The organism is Butyrivibrio sp. VCD2006 (assembly GCF_000423925.1).
Taxonomy (GTDB): domain Bacteria; phylum Bacillota; class Clostridia; order Lachnospirales; family Lachnospiraceae; genus Butyrivibrio.
This window is the reverse complement of sequence record NZ_AUIX01000009.1, coordinates 71,284-89,713: the sequence shown is the minus strand read 5'-3', so window position 1 is coordinate 89,713 and position 18,430 is coordinate 71,284. Positions and strand designations below refer to the sequence as shown.

The 18,430-nt window shown below is 42.9% G+C and carries 10 protein-coding genes and 1 pseudogene; 1 reads left to right on the top strand and 10 read right to left on the bottom strand.

The annotated features are described in order from the left end of the window. Positions 1–5: 5 nt before the first annotated feature. The 10 genes and pseudogenes from G586_RS0106175 to G586_RS0106135 all read right to left on the bottom strand — a co-directional run bounded on the left by G586_RS0106175 (position 6) and on the right by G586_RS0106135 (position 16,792). Positions 6–1,079, bottom strand: coding sequence for a tyrosine-type recombinase/integrase (locus G586_RS0106175; protein ID WP_026527048.1), 1,074 nt, complete (start codon positions 1,077–1,079; stop codon positions 6–8). 149 nt (positions 1,080–1,228) lie between these two features. Further along, positions 1,229–2,716 carry a glutamate synthase subunit beta gene (locus G586_RS0106170; RefSeq protein ID WP_026527047.1) on the bottom strand — a complete coding sequence of 496 codons (1,488 nt, stop codon included), beginning with the start codon at positions 2,714–2,716 and terminating at the stop codon, positions 1,229–1,231. Between the two features lie 170 nt (positions 2,717–2,886). Continuing rightward, positions 2,887–7,434, bottom strand: coding sequence for a glutamate synthase large subunit (gene gltB, locus G586_RS0106165; protein WP_035772654.1), 4,548 nt, complete (start codon positions 7,432–7,434; stop codon positions 2,887–2,889). Between the two features lie 466 nt (positions 7,435–7,900). Beyond that, entirely contained in the window at positions 7,901–10,009 is a 2,109-nt protein-coding gene (locus tag G586_RS0106160) for a glutamine synthetase III family protein (RefSeq protein WP_035772672.1), read from the bottom strand. A 180-nt stretch (positions 10,010–10,189) separates the two neighbouring features. After that, positions 10,190–11,773 (bottom strand): asparagine synthase B, encoded by a 1,584-nt coding sequence (gene asnB / locus G586_RS0106155; protein ID WP_026527044.1) that lies wholly within the window; start codon positions 11,771–11,773, stop codon positions 10,190–10,192. Between the two features lie 133 nt (positions 11,774–11,906). Beyond that, positions 11,907–13,676, bottom strand: coding sequence for an ammonium transporter (locus G586_RS0106150; protein WP_026527043.1), 1,770 nt, complete (start codon positions 13,674–13,676; stop codon positions 11,907–11,909). A 432-nt stretch (positions 13,677–14,108) separates the two neighbouring features. After that, positions 14,109–14,324: a hypothetical protein gene (locus G586_RS21940; protein ID WP_035772652.1), complete on the bottom strand. Its 216-nt coding sequence runs from the start codon at positions 14,322–14,324 to the stop codon at positions 14,109–14,111. 16 nt (positions 14,325–14,340) lie between these two features. After that, complete coding sequence (locus G586_RS0106140) at positions 14,341–14,961, bottom strand: hypothetical protein (RefSeq protein WP_330363245.1); 621 nt, start codon at positions 14,959–14,961, stop codon at positions 14,341–14,343. A gap of 2 nt (positions 14,962–14,963) precedes the next feature. Next, positions 14,964–15,107 (bottom strand): annotated as a pseudogene (locus G586_RS27615) (hypothetical protein); the annotation flags it as partial. 113 nt (positions 15,108–15,220) lie between these two features. Then, positions 15,221–16,792, bottom strand: a complete 1,572-nt coding sequence (locus G586_RS0106135) for a Y-family DNA polymerase (RefSeq protein ID WP_026527041.1) — start codon at positions 16,790–16,792, stop codon at positions 15,221–15,223. Positions 16,793–17,012: 220 nt separating this feature from the next. Between G586_RS0106135 and G586_RS0106130 the strand changes: the two genes are divergently transcribed. After that, positions 17,013–18,395 (top strand): lysophospholipid acyltransferase family protein, encoded by a 1,383-nt coding sequence (locus G586_RS0106130; protein WP_026527040.1) that lies wholly within the window; start codon positions 17,013–17,015, stop codon positions 18,393–18,395. Positions 18,396–18,430 lie beyond the last annotated feature (35 nt).

Here is an 18,430-nt window from a genome sequence, read left to right as displayed (position 1 = left end):
ACCTGTCATTCATCCTCATTCATACCGTAGATATCAATCCCGGCGGCGCGTCTCTTGTGCTCCTCTTCTACTGCTGCGTAGTGCTTAACTGTGGTGTTTACATCCTTATGACCAAGGACATCTGCCACCATGTAGATGTCACTGGTCTTATTGTAAAGTGCTGTGCCGTAGGTACGACGAAGCTTATGGGGGGTGAGGTTTTTCTCAAGCCCCATGTTCTTTCCATATTTACCTACCATATGCTGGATGCTGCGGACTGAAAGTCTGCTGTGCTTAAGTGATATGAAAAGCGCATCCTGTTCTTCATCTTCAAGGAGGGAGTCCCTCTCATTATTGATGTAGTCGCGAAGAGTATTTCTGACTATCTCGCTGATATAGAGTTCGTCCTCAAAGCCACCCTTTCGGACAATCTTAATAGTATTCGTATTAAAATCCACATCATCAAGGTCCAGGCCTGCGCACTCAGATACACGCATTCCTGTGTTAAGTAAAAGTGTGATTATTGCAAGATCACGCTTAGCTGTAAGTTCGGACATTACCTGCGAATGGTGTGATCCGGACTTTACAGTTGAAACAGTGTCCATAAGCTGCTTCACCTGGTCGCTGTCGAGACGATTAATAGATCTTCTCTGCTTCTCCTTGGTCTTGGAAGCAGCCTTTAATGTCGGATCATTTTGAAGATATTCAAACTTAATAAGGTATTTAAAAAAGTTCCTTACAGCAGCCATTTTTCTAGCAATAGCCTTATCCCTGGCCTGCTTGATACCGGCCTTCGTCACCTTATGACCGGCAGCAACGTAGGTCTGAAACTCGTTGATATCAGGAGCTCGAAGCTGCTCAAGTACTGAAATCGGAATCTCTTTTATCTCCAGATTCTTACATAAAGGATTGCATTCCTTAATAAAGCAAAAGAAGAAATAAATATCATGGGCATAGCTGTATGCAGTGTTTATCTGGTACCTTAGCAGGCACTCATCGACAAAACCGTGAGCATACTGCGGAAGCAGCTGCTTAACGCCATTGATATTATCTCTTCTTCTATTTTGTAATTCGTTATAATATGCTGAATTCTCACCCATACCAAACTTCCCCCATAAAGAGTAACTTATTCTCCATCGCCCGCATACATAATCAGGCTAAAAGTAAAATAATAAGCTTGGTACGCACTTTTATCCTACAGGAAATTCGAATAATTTTCCTATAGGACAAGAAAATAGGCTACTCTGAATTAATTCGTATATCCCATCAGGTACTCATCTACTTCCTTTGCGCAGGCTCTGCCCTCAGCAATAGCCCATACGACAAGAGACTGTCCTCTTCTCATGTCACCGGCCGAAAAAAGCTTGGTACCTTCGATGTGGTAGCCGCTCTCATCCGTAATAACTGTGCCCCTTTGGCTGCGCTTTACAGAAAACTCATCAGCTGTGTAATCTTCACATCCAATAAACCCTGCGGCTATTAAAAGTATATCACATTTCAGAGTTTTTTCAGTACCTGCAACCTCAGTCAGCTTACCATCCTTGAAGGTAACCTTTACAGTTTCTATCTGCTTGAGATTCCCCTTTTTATCTGTGGTAACACTCTTAACTGTTGTCTCAAAGACTCTGGGATCTTCGCCAAATACGTAGATTGCTTCTTCATGGCCATAATCAGTTTTAAGAGTCTTTGGCCACTCCGGCCATGGGTTATTTTCGGCGCGTGTTACGGGAGGTTTAGGCATCATCTCAAGAGCAGTTACACTCTTTGCACCATGTCTTATTACTGTTCCGATACAGTCATTACCGGTATCACCGCCTCCGACAATAACAACATTCTTACCCTTTGCATCAATGTATCCGCCCTCAGCTTCAAGGGAGGAAACTGTTTTGCCGCCGCTCCTAACAAGTGCCTTGGTTGTTTTTGTAAGGAAGTCTACAGCGTTGTATACTCCCTTAACCTTTTCAGGATCTGCTACTGCAAGAGGCCTGGGTTTCTTAGCTCCGCAGCAGAGAACAACTGCATCAAACTTTGCAAGCAGCTCCTTCGACTTCACATCATTTCCAACGTCTGAATTAGTATGGAAAACAACTCCCTCTTTTTCCATGAGCTTTCTTCTGCGCTTGATCACGCTCTTATCAAGCTTCATGTTGGGGATACCATACATCAAAAGTCCGCCGATTTCATCCTCTCTCTCGAAGACCTCTACGTTATGTCCTCTGTGATTAAGCTCATCCGCTACTGCGAGACCTGAAGGTCCGCTTCCTATAACGGCAATTTTCTTTCCACTTCTGATTGTAGGTATAAAAGGCTTTATATAGCCATTTTTATAAGCTGTTTCAACGAGGAAAAGCTCATTGTCATGAACCGTAACCGCATCCCCGTTTTGTCCGCACATGCAGGCTTTTTCGCAAAGTGCCGGACATACTCTTCCGGTAAATTCCGGAAAATTACTTGTTTTGTGGAGCCTTGCAAATGCATGCTCATCATGTCCTCTGTATACCTCATCATTCCATTCAGGTATCAGATTATTTAAGGGACATCCTACTACCATTCCACTGAGGTTCATTGCTGACTGGCAGAAAGGAACTCCGCAATTCATGCATCTTGCGGCCTGCTTTCTTCTGCTTTCGGAATCAAGAGGAGTGTGAAACTCCTCGAAGTTTTTGATTCGCTCAGCGGGCGGTACGTCCCTATTATTTGTTCTGTTATATTCTAAAAATCCTGTGTCTTTTCCCATTTTTGCCCTCATCCGTCAGCTTCGCTGACACCTTGTCTCCGCTCCGCTTCGGTCGGCGCAAAACCGACATCCCCCGGATGTCGTGCGCCCCAAAGGGGGAAGGCAATTTATTTTTCTTGCACTTACTCCTTATCCCAGAGGAAAGGCATATTTTGTATGCTTCAGATTTATTATGTAAGTTCTTTGAAAGCTTCTAATACTGCGTGCTCGTGATCAATGCCCTGCTCTTCGTATTTACCGATCGCAGTGAGCATCTTCTGATAATCGTTAGGAACAATCTTCTTGAAGTCAGCGATGTAATCATCAAAGTTATCAAGAATCTCTTTTCCATATTCAGAATCTGTCTCCTTTACGTAATCCTCAAGGATTGAGTGAAGTTCTGCAATATCGTACTTCTCAGTAACCTCATAGAGAGAAGACATATCCTTATTCATACGAAGATAAAGTGTGTGTTCCTTATCAAGAACATAAGCGATACCGCCGCTCATACCGGCTGCAAAGTTTTTACCTGTCATTCCAAGAATAACCGCTCTACCACCGGTCATATACTCAAGGCCGTGATCTCCGCAGCCTTCGGAAACCGCAACTGCACCGGAATTTCTTACACAGAATCTCTCACCGGCAACACCGCATACATATGCTTTTCCTGCTGTTGCTCCATAAAGAGCAACGTTACCAATAATTATATTTTCATGGGCTTTGTAGGTTGCCTTCTCAGAAGGTCTTACAATTACCTTACCGCCGGATAATCCTTTTCCGAAGCCATCATTTGCATCACCATAGAGCTTCAAGGTCACACCCTTAGGAAGGAATGCACCAAAGGACTGACCACCGCCGCCATGTGCGGTAACCTGAATGGAATCATCAGACAGGTTATTAGCAAAATCAGCAGTAACTCTGCTTCCAAGTAATGTACCAAAGCTTCGGTCTGTACTTGATATATCTACATTGATACTAATACCGGCTTTCTTTGCTGCCTTATCGCCATATCCCTTTGAAGACTGAAGGCTCTTTTTAAGTGCGTCCTTTCCTTTCTCATACTCAGGGATAAGCACCTTTGAATCCAGTGTTTTCTCCAGACCGAAATCATAAACATCTGCAGGTTCAAAGTGGTTCTTTTCTCTTCCTGCATATGCACTGTTAAGGATTCTCTGAAGATCAGCTGCATCCTTGCATCTTGCTTTCGGAACACTTCTCATTTTCAGGCAGTCGGTTCTTCCTACCATGTCTGTGACTTTTCTGAATCCAAGCTCACTCATGATTTCACGAAGCTGTCTTGCCACGAAAAGCATGAAGTTCATTACGTGCTCAGGCTTACCCTTAAATCTCTTTCTGAGCTCTTCATTCTGAGTTGCGATACCTACAGGACAAGTATCCTTGTTGCAGACTCTCATCATCATACAGCCCATGCATACAAGGGGAGCTGTAGCAAAACCGAATTCCTCTGCACCAAGAAGTGCTGCTATAGCTACGTCTCTACCTGTCATCAGTTTTCCGTCAGTCTCAAGAACTACTCTGCTTCTAAGTCCATTATCAAGCAGGGATTGATGAGCTTCGCTTACACCAAGCTCCCAGGGAAGTCCTGCGTGATGTACTGATGATGAAGGAGCAGCTCCTGTTCCTCCGTCATAGCCTGATACAAGGATTACCTGCGCGCCTGCTTTGGCAACACCTGAAGCAATGGTACCTACGCCCGCCTCAGATACAAGCTTAACTGAGATTCTTGCCTTATCATTTGCATTTTTAAGGTCATAAATAAGCTGTGCAAGATCCTCGATTGAATAAATATCGTGGTGCGGCGGAGGTGATATAAGTGCTACGCCGGGAGTTGAAAATCTTGTAGCTGCAACCCAAGGGTAGACTTTCTTTCCGGGAAGATGTCCACCTTCACCGGGCTTAGCACCCTGAGCCATCTTTATCTGAATCTCCTGTGCACTCTGGAGGTATCCGCTGCTTACACCGAATCTTCCTGATGCAACCTGTTTTACAGCACTGTTTCTCTCTGTACCGAATCTGGCAACATCCTCACCACCTTCACCTGTGTTGGATTTTCCTCCAAGCCTGTTCATGGCAATGGCAAGAGTTTCATGTGCTTCCTTTGAAAGTGAACCGTAGGACATAGCTCCGGTCTGGAAGTGCTTAACTATCTCTTCCTCGCTCTCAACCTCATCAAGTGGAACCGGTTTTTCTGCGGGAACAAATGATAAAAGTGCACGAAGTGTATGAGGTCTGTCCTCATCATCTACCATTTTTGTATATTCCTTGAATCTCTCGTAGTCACCCTCTCTTACAGCTCTCTGAAGAGTAACGATAGTCTTAGGACTATACATGTGATCTTCCTTATCCTCACCGCTTCTGAGTGTGTGGAAGCCGATTGAATCAAGGGTAGAATCTGTTGAAAGTCCGAGCGGATCAAATGCCTTATTGTGACGAAGCTCAACATCCTCCCCAATTTCTTTGATGCCGATTCCGCCCACACGGCTAACGGTACCTGTAAAGTACTTATCAACAAACTCTGCTGAAAGACCGATAGCTTCAAATATTTTTGCTGACTGATAGGACTGAAGTGTTGAAATACCCATCTTAGCCGCAATCTTAACAACACCGCCAAGAAGTGCCTTGTTATAGTCCTCTATCGCAGTGTGATAATCCTTATCAAGAATTCCTATATCAATAAGCTCTGCGATGCATTCCTGTGCAAGATACGGATTGATTGCTCTTGCACCAAAACCAAGAAGTGTAGCTATCTGATGTACATCTCTGGGCTCACCGCTCTCAAGGATAAGTGATACCGCAGTACGTCTCTTGGTTCTTACGAGATGCTGCTCGACAGCAGATACTGCAAGAAGTGAAGGTATCGGCATATGGTTTTCATCAATGCCTCTGTCAGAGAGGATTATTATGTTGATTCCATCCGCAACAGCTCTGTCCACAGAGATGCAAAGCTGCTCTAAAGCTCTCTCAACCGGAGTGTTCTTGTAATAAAGAAGAGATATCTTTCTTACATGGAAGCCGGACTGATCAAGTGCTTCAATCTTCATCAGGTCAACACCTGTCAAAATCGGGTTATTTACTTCAAGCACACGGCAGTTGTCGCTCTTTTCCTCCAAGAGGTTACCATCAGAACCGATGTAAACAGTTGTATCTGTTACCACCTTTTCTCTAAGTGAGTCGATAGGCGGATTTGTAACCTGTGCAAAGAGCTGCTTAAAGTAGCAGAAAAGCGGCTGATGGTGCTGTGAAAGCATAGCCAGGGGAATGTCTGTACCCATGGAAACCGTGGGTTCAATTCCGTTTGTTGCCATAGGCATGATCTGGCTCTTTACATCCTCATAGGAATATCCGAATACCTTGTAGAGCTTATCGCGCATCTCCTGAGTATTGGTCGGTATCTTCTTATTAGGAATCGTAAGCTTGTTAAGATGCAAAAGATGTCTGTCAAGCCACTCACCGTAAGGCTTAGCGGTTGCATATTTCTCCTTACATTCCTCATCGGAGATGATTCGTCCCTGTTTTGTATCAACAAGGAGCATGTGTCCCGGTGATAAACGTGATTTTTTAAGAATATTCTCTTCGGGAATATCCAGTACGCCAACCTCGGAGGCAAGAATGAGTCTGCCATCCTTAGTCACATAATATCTCGAAGGTCTCAGACCGTTTCTATCAAGAGTTGCACCAAACACTTCACCGTCTGTGAAAAGTACAGCAGCAGGGCCATCCCAAGGCTCCATCATTGTTGCGTAATAATGATAGAAATCCTTTCTGTCCTGTGCCATGAAGTCATTGTGCTTCCAGGGCTCAGGAATTGTGAGCATCATGGCAAGCGGAAGATCCATTCCGTTCATGTAAAGGAATTCAAGAGTATTATCAAGCATTGCTGAATCTGATCCTGAGGAAGCGATTACAGGATACACTTTTCCCAGATCATCCCCAAAAACATCAGAATGCATCGTCTCTTCACGGGCAAGCATTCTGTCGCTGTTACCGCGAATTGTATTGATCTCACCATTATGTGCGATCATCCTGTACGGATGAGCTCTCTGCCATGAAGGTGTTGTATTTGTTGAAAAACGGCTGTGTACAAGAGCAACTGCTGTACGATAGTCAGGTGAGAGCAGATCCTCATAGAAATTGCGGAGCTGTCCCACAAGGAACATACCCTTATATACTATTGTTCTTGATGAAAAAGAGCAGATATAAGTATCCTCTGAGGATTTTTCATACTCTCTTCTTAAACAATAAAGTCTTCTGTCAAACTCGATTCCTCTAGCTGCATCATCAGGTCTTTCTATGAAGCACTGACAAATATACGGCATGCAGTTTCTTGCAACTTCACCTAATATCTCGGGATGGATTTCCACATCTCTCCAGCCGAGAACCTTCAGGTTTTCTTTCTCTGCTATTACTTCAAGCATGCGCTTTGCAAACATTCTTTTCATGGAATCCTGGGGAAAGAAGAACATACCGATTCCGTAATCACCGGCATCCTTAAGAGTGATTCCCAGCTTTCCTGCCTGCTTTGAAAAGAATTTATGCGATATCTGAACCAGGATTCCTACGCCGTCGCCGACTTTACCTGTGGCATCTTTACCGGCTCTGTGCTCAAGTTTCTCGACTATGCTGAGGGCATCATCAAGAACTTTGTTGTCCGCTTTGCCATCTATATTTATAACGGCGCCTATTCCGCAGGCATCCCTATCATTAAACCAACTTTCCATCGTCTCCACCTTTATATTATTAGCAAACTCCAGCTTTGGGTACGCTTCAATGAGATATACACTATTTGCTCACGTTGAACCGAAAACTTCGCTGAGCCCATAGCATCACTCGCTTCGTGCAAAGGCACTTACGAGTGATTGGTCTCAGCTTCGTGGTTCACAGTTCGCAAAGTATTGTATATCTCATCTAGCTTAACCCGAAGCTTGGAGTTTGAATCCACAACTTCTAATTGTTATCACGGAGCCGGATGGTTACGTATTTAGCTCAAGGAGTAATTTACTTAGCTCAAGGAGTAATTTACTTAACTTAAGGAGTTTTGTAATTAACTCGAGGAGTTATGTTTTGACTCAAGGAGTTGAGTATTTGAATCAAGGAGCTGTGTACGTAATCCGGGTCCGATCTTTTCTCAAGAAATTTTTAAGCTGTATTTTCTGCTCAAGGTATGATGTACCGAGCTTATCAGTTTTATCTTAATGAGAAGAGGAGCTGTCCGTATGTAGGATAGCTTAAGTACTTATCAGGGATAAGAGCCTCTGCCTCGTCTACATACTTTCTAACTTCATCCATATCCTTAAGGATTACTTCCTCGTAGTAGCTTGCCTGATCTAAGATGTCTGCCTTATCCTCAGCTGTCTTTGTATCAACTGCAAGCTTTGTAAGAGCCTTGCTCATCTCTGCAGAAGAAGCATCAAGTGTCTTTAAGATGCCTGTCTCATGCTCTGCGCAAGCACCATCGATGAGGCTCTTCTTCTGGATGATTTCCTTTGTAAGATCTTTCTGGTAAGCGATAAGTCCTTCTGTGAAGTCTTTTCGTACCATCTCCTGCATTGTAAGTGCTTCGATATGGATTGACTTTGAGTAGTTCTCAAGAAGGATCTCATATCTGGAGTGAAGTTCTTCCTTAGTGAAGATATTATGCTTTGTAAAGAGATCGATGGACTCATCTGAAATCCAGTAAGGCATTGCATCCGGAAGGGACTTAAGGTTAGGAAGTCCTCTCTTTGCTGCTTCTTCAACCCACTCTTCTGTATAGCCGTTACCATTAAAGAGAACTCTCTTATGTGCAAGAAGCTCTTCCTTAAGAACATCCATGATCTTATCCTTAAGCTCGTCTGCGCTGAAGGCTGAAAGCTTTTCATAAAGTCTCGAAAGCTCTTCTGCTACTGCTGTGTTAAGTACGATGTTTGCATTAGCAACAGATACTGCAGAGCCGGGCATACGGAACTCAAACTTGTTACCTGTGAAGGCGAAGGGTGATGTTCTGTTTCTGTCGGTGTTGTCCTTTGTGAAGTGAGGAAGTACCTGAGCGCCCATAGCCATCTGAACTTTACCTGCGCTCTGATAAGCTGTTCCTTCTTCAACTCCCTTGAGAACTGATGCAAGCTCATCACCTACGAAAATTGAGATGATTGCCGGCGGTGCCTCGTTACCACCAAGTCTGTGGTCGTTTCCTGCAGATGCAACTGAAAGTCTGAGAATTGGAGCATACTCATCAACAGCTGCGATAACTGCCATAAGGAATACAAGGAAAGGAAGGTTCTCACCGGGATTCTTTCCGGGATCAAGAAGGTTCATACCTGTGTCAGTGCATACTGACCAGTTGTTATGCTTACCTGAACCATTGATTCCTTCAAAAGGCTTTTCATGTAAGAGGCATGCGAAGTTATGCTTATCGGCAACTTTTTTCATAACCTCCATTGTAAGCTGGTTGTGATCAACAGCGATGTTTGCTGTTTCAAAAACGGGAGCAAGCTCATGTTGAGCGGGAGCTACCTCGTTGTGCTTTGTCTTAGCAGGGATTCCGAGCTTCCAGAGTTCTTCATCAAGATCATGCATGTATGCAGATACCTTGGGTTTGATAACTCCGAAATAATGATCCTCCATTTCCTGACCCTTTGTTGCAGGAGCACCGATAAGAGTACGTCCTGTGAAAAGAAGGTCCTTTCTCTTTTTGTAGTTGTCCTTATCAATAAGGAAATATTCCTGCTCGGAACCAATTGTTGTATTGACTCTGTGAACATCCCCATACCCCAGGAGGTGGAGTACTTTTACCGCTTCCTCGGAGAGAGCCTCCATGGATCTAAGAAGTGGTGTCTTTTTATCAAGAGCCTCGCCGCCGTATGAGCAGAAAGCGGTGGGGATGTACAGTGAGCCGTCCTTAATAAATGCTGGAGATGAGGGATCCCATGCTGTATAACCACGGGCCTCAAAGGTTGCACGAAGTCCGCCTGAAGGGAAGCTTGATGCATCAGGCTCGCCCTTTACAAGCTCTTTTCCGGAAAACTCCATGATGATCGTGCCGTCATCCATGGGTGAAATGAAACTGTCATGCTTTTCAGCTGTAAGTCCTGTCATGGGCTGGAACCAGTGTGTGAAGTGTGTTGCACCGTTCTCAACTGCCCATTCTTTCATAACTGCAGCTACACAGTTAGCTACATCGAGCTCTAAGTGGCTGCCTCTTTCTATTGTCTTATGTACTGCCTTGTAAATGTCCTTGGGAAGTCTGTCTCTCATTACCTTGTCATTAAAAACGAGACATCCAAATTCTTCTGTTAATTTGCTAGCTTCAATCATATCCTTTTCCTCCTTTTTGCCCCTCATCCGTCAGCTTCGCTGACACCTTCTCCCATAGGGAGAAGGCTTAAGGGATCTTATATTTTTAAATAAACACCACTACTTTTTGTTTATAAAAAAGTCTATTACTTTTAAATAATCTATATGATTACTGCTTTTAAGGTCTGATTTTTCATTATTCTATTTTCCACTGGCGCCGTAGTTGGAAAGTACTCTTGCTGACGGATCGTTAACGTCGCAGCCTTTCCATGATTTATTTGGCATCCAGAAATCTATAACCATATCCGATTGTCCGGGATAGTATTTTTCAAATAATTCTCTATATAGAAGTGATTCCTTTGTGAAGGGAGTTGCATGTGTGTATGCCTTTCTCTTCTCCTCATATTCAGAATCTGTGTAATGAGCCTCTGCATATTCCATGAGGTCATCTCTTAAGGAATGTCCTACAGCATCTGAGAATGCTGCCTTTTCTCTCATTAGAATTGAATGAGGGATAAACTTGTCAGGCTCAAACGCTTTTCTTAAAAGGAATTTACCCATTCCGTAGGTATTAAGCTTCTTCTCGGGATCAATTGACATAACATAGTCAACGAAGTCCAGATCTCCGAAAGGTACTCTTGCCTCAAGTGAATTAACACTGATACATCTGTCTGCTCTTAGAACATCGTACATATGAAGCTCTCTGACTCTCTTCTCTGCTTCCTCCTGGAAGGCCTCAGCACTGGGAGCGAAGTCTGTGTACTTATATCCGAAAAGCTCATCTGAAATTTCACCTGTGAGAACAACCTTGATATCGGTGTTTTCATGGATCCATTTGCAAAGAAGATACATTCCGATTGATGCTCTTATTGTTGTGATGTCATAGGTTCCAAGTGCCTTTACTACAGGCTCCAAAGCATCAAGAACATCCTTCTTGCTGATGATCACCTCGTGATGATTGCTGTGAATATATTCTGCAACCTCTCTTGCATATTTAAGATCGATCGCATCTATGTCCATTCCGATTGCGAATGTCTCAATCGGCTTATCCTGAAGACTTGCTGCAACTCCACATACAAGTGAAGAATCAAGTCCGCCTGATAACAAAAATCCTACCGGTGCATCCGCATCAAGTCTCTTCTTTATTCCATTAAGTAGTTTGTCGTGAATGTTTGTTGTAATTGTTTCAAGTTTATCGGTTCTTACTTCCTTTACCTTGGTCAAATCTCTGTAGCATATGAATTTGCCATCCTCGTAGTAATGTCCTGGCGGGAAAGGCATTATTTTCTTACAAACTCCTGTAAGGTTTTTAGGTTCAGAAGCGAACAATATGTAACCGTCGTCATCATAACCATAGTAGAGAGGTCTGATTCCTATCGGATCTCTCGCTGCAATGAAATCATTTTTCTCAGCATCATAGATGACCATTGCAAACTCTGAATCGAGAAGTGAAAACATTTTTGTTCCAAGCTTCTCATAAAGAGGAAGAATAATCTCGCAATCACTGTCACCATTAAAGCGATAACCGAGAGATTTAAGATAGGTTCTGAGTGCCTTAAATCCATAAAGCTCACCGTTACAAACAACAGCATTTCCGTTTAGTTCAAATGGCTGCATTCCTAAGCAGTTAAGTCCCATAATTGCAAGTCTGTTAAAACCGAGCCATCCGCCCTTTACTTTTAAGGTCCTTGATTTGTCCGGTCCTCTTGATGCTGTCCTTTGCAGCATTTCTTCAAAAAAATCTTTGCTGATCTCTTCTCTGGTATATGTGAGAATTGCGCACATATTACTGTTCCTCCTGGTATTTCATTTTTTATATAAGCCTCTGGGTCAGACACCACTCAAAACCCAGAGGTCGAATAGTATACTTATTTTTGTGATAACAGGATTGCTCCACTTCGTTCCCGCAATCCCTTTATCACTCAGCATCTGCCAAAGCTGCAATGCCCTCTTCGCCGGTACGAATCTTAACTACGTTGTCGATGCTGTAAACGAAGATCTTACCATCACCGATTTTTCCTGTGTAAAGTGTTCTCTTAGCTGCCTCGATGACATCCTCTACAGGGATCTTGCTGACAACAACTTCAAGCTTAATCTTGGGAAGAAGTGTTACATCCATCTCAACTCCGCGGTACTTCTGGCCTGAGCCCTTCTGTACTCCACATCCCATAACCTGAGTAACTGTCATACCGGTTACACCGATTTCGTTCATTGCCTTACGAAGTTTGTCATATCTTGAAAGCTTAGTAACAATAACTACCTTATGAATTGCTGAATCTGTCTTAATAGGCTGTGTAACAACCGGTACGGAAGCATTCTTCTGGAACTCTGATGCTGAATCATAGTCGCTTACGCCAAGATCTGTGTTCTCGTTAATGCTCATATTGAGTGAACCGGAAACATCCATGAGTGCGAATCCTGAATAAGCTGATGCAAGGCCGTGCTCTGTAGCATCAAGTCCTGTGATCTCCTCTTCCTCAGTAACACGAAGACCAAGTGTAGCCTTGATTACTGCGAATGTGATTGTAATTGTTACCGCTGTCCAAGCTGCAACTGCTGCGAATCCGATGAGCTGAATTCCAAGAAGCTTAAATCCGCCACCATAGAAAAGGCCAACCATTTCATTTCCTGAAGCATCTGCGATGCTGTAGCCGGGTGCTGCATTTGTTGCAAAAAGGCCAACTGCGATTGTTCCCCAGATACCGTTTAAGCAGTGAACTGCAACTGCTCCAACCGGGTCATCAACATGAAGCTTATAATCAAGGAACCAAACACCGAAGCAAACAAGAAGTCCTGCTACGATACCAATTACGATTGCACCAAAAGCATCTGTTACATCGCAGGGAGCTGTGATAGCTACAAGGCCTGCAAGTGAAGCGTTAAGACACATTGAAACATCAGGCTTACCATACTTGAGCCATGTAAAGATCATGCAGGTTACTGTTGCAAGTGCAGGTGCGATTGTTGTTGTTACGAAAACTGAACCAAGCTGATCTACTGTTGTACAAGCTGCTCCGTTGAATCCGTACCAGCCAAGCCAGAGAATGAAAACACCAAGAGCTGCTGCTGTAAGATTGTGGCCAGGGAAAGCATTTACCTTAACTACATCGCCATTTGCATCCTTTTCGAATTTACCAATGCGGGCTCCAAGAAATGCTGCTCCGATAAAAGCTGAGATACCACCAACCATGTGGATACATGTTGATCCTGCAAAATCATGGAATCCCATCTGTGCAAGGAAGCCGCCGCCCCATGTCCAGTGAGCTTCAATGGGATAAATGATTGCCGAGATAACTGCTGAATATACGCAGTAAGAAATGAACTTTGTTCTCTCAGCCATGGATCCTGAAACGATTGTTGCTGTTGTTGCACAGAACACAAGGTTGAATACGAAATTGGACCAGTCAAAATTTGCATAGCTTGTAAAAATATCAAATCCCGGTCTTCCGATGATGCCCATCATGTCCTCACCAAGTAAGAGGCCAAAACCAATCAGGATAAAAACTACAGTACCGATACAGAAATCCATCAGATTCTTCATAATGATGTTTCCTGTATTCTTTGCTCTGGTGAAACCTGCCTCGCACATTGCAAAGCCTGCCTGCATCCAGAAAACAAGAGCTGCTCCGATCAAAAACCATACTCCGAAGACACTCGAATCAATTGCACTTAAAATCTCTTCACTCATAACCTGCTCCTCCTTAGGTTTGTGATTAACGCATGACTATAACCAGCCAGGTCGTGTTCACGAAAAAGCGGTGCAACGGGAGACTGCCACATACAGTCTGATGCCCCATTGCACCGCTTCAAAACTATTTCATATTATCGTTCTGACGACTTACCCGCCAGAACCAGGTAGTACACTAAGCTAAAAAATCGTGCCAAGTGATTATTTGTGAATACATGTATACAATAAAGTGTATACGTCTCCGGAGTTTGTATTCATAATGAACTCGCTGGCGAAAAACACCAGCAAAAAAGGCGCCTTAGAGTGTTATCTCTAAGACGCCCTTGTCTTTTATAGTTTGTGATTTTACGCTTGTGAAACTAATGTGTCAAGATACTTTTTTTAACTTTTTTCAATTTATTAAAATACGTCAAAGTACATTAAAAAATTAAGCTAAAACTCTGTCCTGTCGCGCTCATACTCATCTTTTGTGTTCACCCGCTCTGTTTCCTTTGCGATCATGTCATCGTAGCCTGTTAAAGCTGCAAAGGGCATAAACTGCGCCGCACGATCATAGAGACTCATGTGAGGATGTACAGGGGACTCCCAACGTGGTCTGTCGATGATATCCGCATATTCAGTTCTGGCATCCTGCTTGTTTCCGCTCATATCATATCCATCTGAATTACTTAACGCCTGTCCACTTCCACTCAGCAACCTCAGGCATATCAACACCTACGTCGTGAATGTAAGTCTTATGCTCTACAAGCTTATCCTTCATCTTCTGTACAAGGAATGCACCCTTGTTACCCATCTGAGGCATGTTGTTGAGCATAGCGATTACAAGGTCAAAACGGTCAATCTTATTCTGTACTCTCATATCGAAAGGAGTAGTGATTGTACCTTCCTCATGGTAGCCGTATACATGGATATTTCTATTGTGTCTTGTATAAGTAAGCTCATGGATAAGAGTCGGATATCCATGGAATGCAAATACAATAGGCTTATCCTTTGTAAAGATTGTATCATACTCTACGTCTGAAAGTCCGTGAGGATGCTTATTCTTAGGCTCCATCTTCATAAGGTCAACAACGTTTACAAAGCGAACCTTGATCTCAGGCATCTCCTTGTGAAGAATATCAACTGCTGCAAGTGCCTCAAGTGTAGGTGTATCACCACAGCATGCAAGTACGATATCCGGATCCTCTCCTGTATCTGTAGAAGCCCAATCCCAGATACCAATACCCTGTGTGCAGTGCTTAACAGCCTGTTCCATTGTAAGCCACTGCGGTCTGGATGCTTGCAAAGCTTCTGAAGACCATCCATATCACGACTGATATTGGGATAAACCTCACTATATGATCCTTCAAGATATGTATTGGCTACAAAGAAATTACCGCCGTGACCGGGACCTGAAATAAGAATCATATCCTGATCACCTCTTTTGTTAATTATTTATCATCCACACAGTACTATCTTAGATTTCGAGTTAATTTTCCATATAATTCTTGCTCAATAGCACCTAATTAGTGCCTTGATGTTTTTTTTACAATAAGTTTACGATATTATGCTTTATGTCCTCCTATCTGTCCGTTCCTCATAATTGTTGTTGCTCCTTCACTTAAATTCATGCCCTTAAGCACAGCATTCTTGCCGAATTTCTCCTGAAGCTCAAGGGTTGCCTTTTGAAGCTTTCGCTCTTTTTCCTCTGCCAGTTTTTCCGCTTCCTTCTCCTTTTCAAGTGCTGCATAATCTGTGAAAAGATCAAGCTGCTCCGGTTCTTCCTCCGGGATGTTATTTTCATCAATTACTCCGATAGCGGCAATGCCTACTCTTCGTATCATAAGATCAGGATCAACTATTCTGTCAAAAAGTCTCATCATGGCATCCATGATTTTCTTTGTTGAGCTTGAGTACTTATCAAGTCTCTCAGAACCGTTGGAATGCTCAGGAGAAATTCTTCCATAATAATCTTTTGAAATATTACCCGTATATTCTTTTCCGGTATTAACTACGATATACACGTCATCCTTACCGCTTCGTCCGGGAACCGCAGGCCTGATGCAATCCTTGTCATAGCTCACCGTAAGTCCGATCTGTTTAGTTACCAGCCCTTTTTTCACAAGATCAAGAACCATTAGCTCTGTCATCTCTTTGATGATGAGTCTCCCCTTTTCATAGTCGTAGGGTTCCATAAGGACCTGTCCCGAGGATATCGAATTGTTGTCCGGTTTATAGGACTTGATAGTAGCGATGTCAGTGGGCTCCCATCCCCAGGCATGGTCAATTAAAAGCTCTGCGTTTATGCCAAGGGCCTTATAGATCAGATCTTCATTCTGAGTGCTAAGTCTTGCGATATCTCCCATGGTAAAGCACTGTAGCTTTTCCATTCTCTTCGCAATTCCCCGACCAACTCTCCAAAAATCCGTGATTGGTCTGTGACACCACAAAAGCTCTCGGTAGGATTTTTCTTCAAGCTCTGCTATCCTCACTCCCTGCTCATCAGCAGGAACATGCTTTGCTACTATATCCATTGCGACCTTTGCAAGATACATATTCGTGCCTATTCCTGCGGTCGCTGTTATTCCCGTATTTTTCAGGACATCTCTTATCATAGTCATGGCAAGCTCATGGGCTGTCATTTTATAGGTATTAAGATATCCCGTTACATCTATAAAGCATTCATCTATCGAGTAAACATGGATATCATCTGAGCTGACGTACTTTGTGTATATTGAAAAAATCTCAGTACTTACTTTTTCGTAAAGGGCCATTCTTGGAGGCGCAATTATAAAGTATAGTTCCAGCGACGGATCCTTATTGAGGTCTTCTGCATCAAAAGAAGTCCCTGAAAACACATAGTTTCCGGAAGCATCCTTTGGTGCGACTCCAAGCTTTATTGCCCGCCTGAGTCTTTCTTTATTAACTTCTTTTATCTTTTGCGTAACCTCAAAAAGCCGGGCACGTCCCGGTATCCCATATTCCTTCAATGACGGAGACACTGCCAGACATATCGTCTTCTCAGTTCTAGACGGATCTGCCACAACAAGATTTGTTGTAAGTGGATCCAAGTCTCTTCCCGCTGCTTCCACCGATGCGTAGAAGGATTTGAGGTCAATTGCGATGTATTGTTTCATACTTTATATAATATCAACCTTTTTCATCCATTGGTATTATTTTGGGGCATATTATGACTCTAAATGACAGTACCTGCTATAGATTCCTCTCCTATTAATTAAATGTGGTATCATGTATCTATGTATTCTTGAATCATAGCTTCAAGAATGAAAACATCCCGGAGTAAAAATCCGAGATACACTTTCTAATTGTTTATTAAATTTGTTGGGGGATTATAAATTGAAGATCAAGGTAATACCAAAGAGTTTTCCAGAAGTAGAAAATATAAAGACCTACCAGAACAAAAAGCCTTGCAAACAGACAGCTTTCTGGCGTTTTATCATGCGCATGGTAGCAAAGAAGGATCTGGAGGATTGTCACTTTTCATATGAAACTGAAGGCATGGAGAAGCTAAATAAAAATGAGCCCTGCCTTATTCTTATGAACCATTCCTCAAGTACTGATCTTGAAATGGTTGCTGAAATTTTTCATGACAGAGAGTTCCATATAGTCACAACCCTTGATGGCTTTATTGGCAAGGAATGGCTTATGAGGCAGATTGGCTGCATCCCTGCAAGGAAATTCATCACCGACATGCCGCTTATCAAGGATATACTGCACTGCCTAAATGACCTTAAAGCTTCCGTTGTAATGTTTCCTGAAGCAAGCTACAGCTTTGACGGAACTGCCACAAAGCTTCCTTCGAGTGTTGGAAAATGCTTAAAGCTTTTTAAGGTACCGGTTGTGATGGTAACTACCACAGGATCCTTCCACAGGGATCCTCTCTACAATGGTCTTCAGAAAAGAGATGTTACCGTGAGTGCCAGGGTTAAGTATCTCCTGTCTCCTACTGATATCAAGGAAAAAAGTGTGTCCGAATTAAATGATATTCTTAAGCGCGAGTTTACCTTTGATCATTGGAGATGGCAAAGAGAAAATGGAATCAAGGTATCTGAAGAATTCAGAGCCGACGGACTTCACAGAGTACTATACAAATGTCCTGTCTGTGGCAAGGAAAAGACTCTCACAGGAAAAGGTATTAATCTGTCCTGCAGCTTTTGTAAAATGGTCTGGGTGCTTACAGACGACGGATCTCTTGTAAAACAAAATATTTCTGAAAATGAAATACATGATAATAATTCTATCAATGCAAATCCTGCTTCCATAAGTCAGGCACATACTACATACCTTGAAAGAAACTACGACTTTTCATATATATCAGACTGGTATAGATGGGAAAGAGATTCTGTCAAAAAGGAAATAACTGAAGGTAAATATTACCTTGATATTCCGGTAGATATCATCGCCGTTAAAGATACTAAGGCTGCCTACAGAATTGGCGAAGGAAGACTCGTTCACAACATCAATGGCTTCACGCTTACCGGATGTAATGGTGAATTGTCCTATTCACAATCTCCAAAGCACTCCTATTCTCTCTACGCAGATTACTTCTGGTATGAGATCGGAGATATGATAAGCATCGGTGATATGAATGTTCAGTACTACTGCTTCCCGAAGGATTCCGGAGTCAACGTTGCCAAGGTAAGACTTGCAACAGAAGAGATTTACAAGCTGGATATTCCTTCAGCTAAAAAGGATCTTTCTACTCTTGCCGGGTTATAATATGTTCTTTATAATCATTGCACCCTGATTATAAG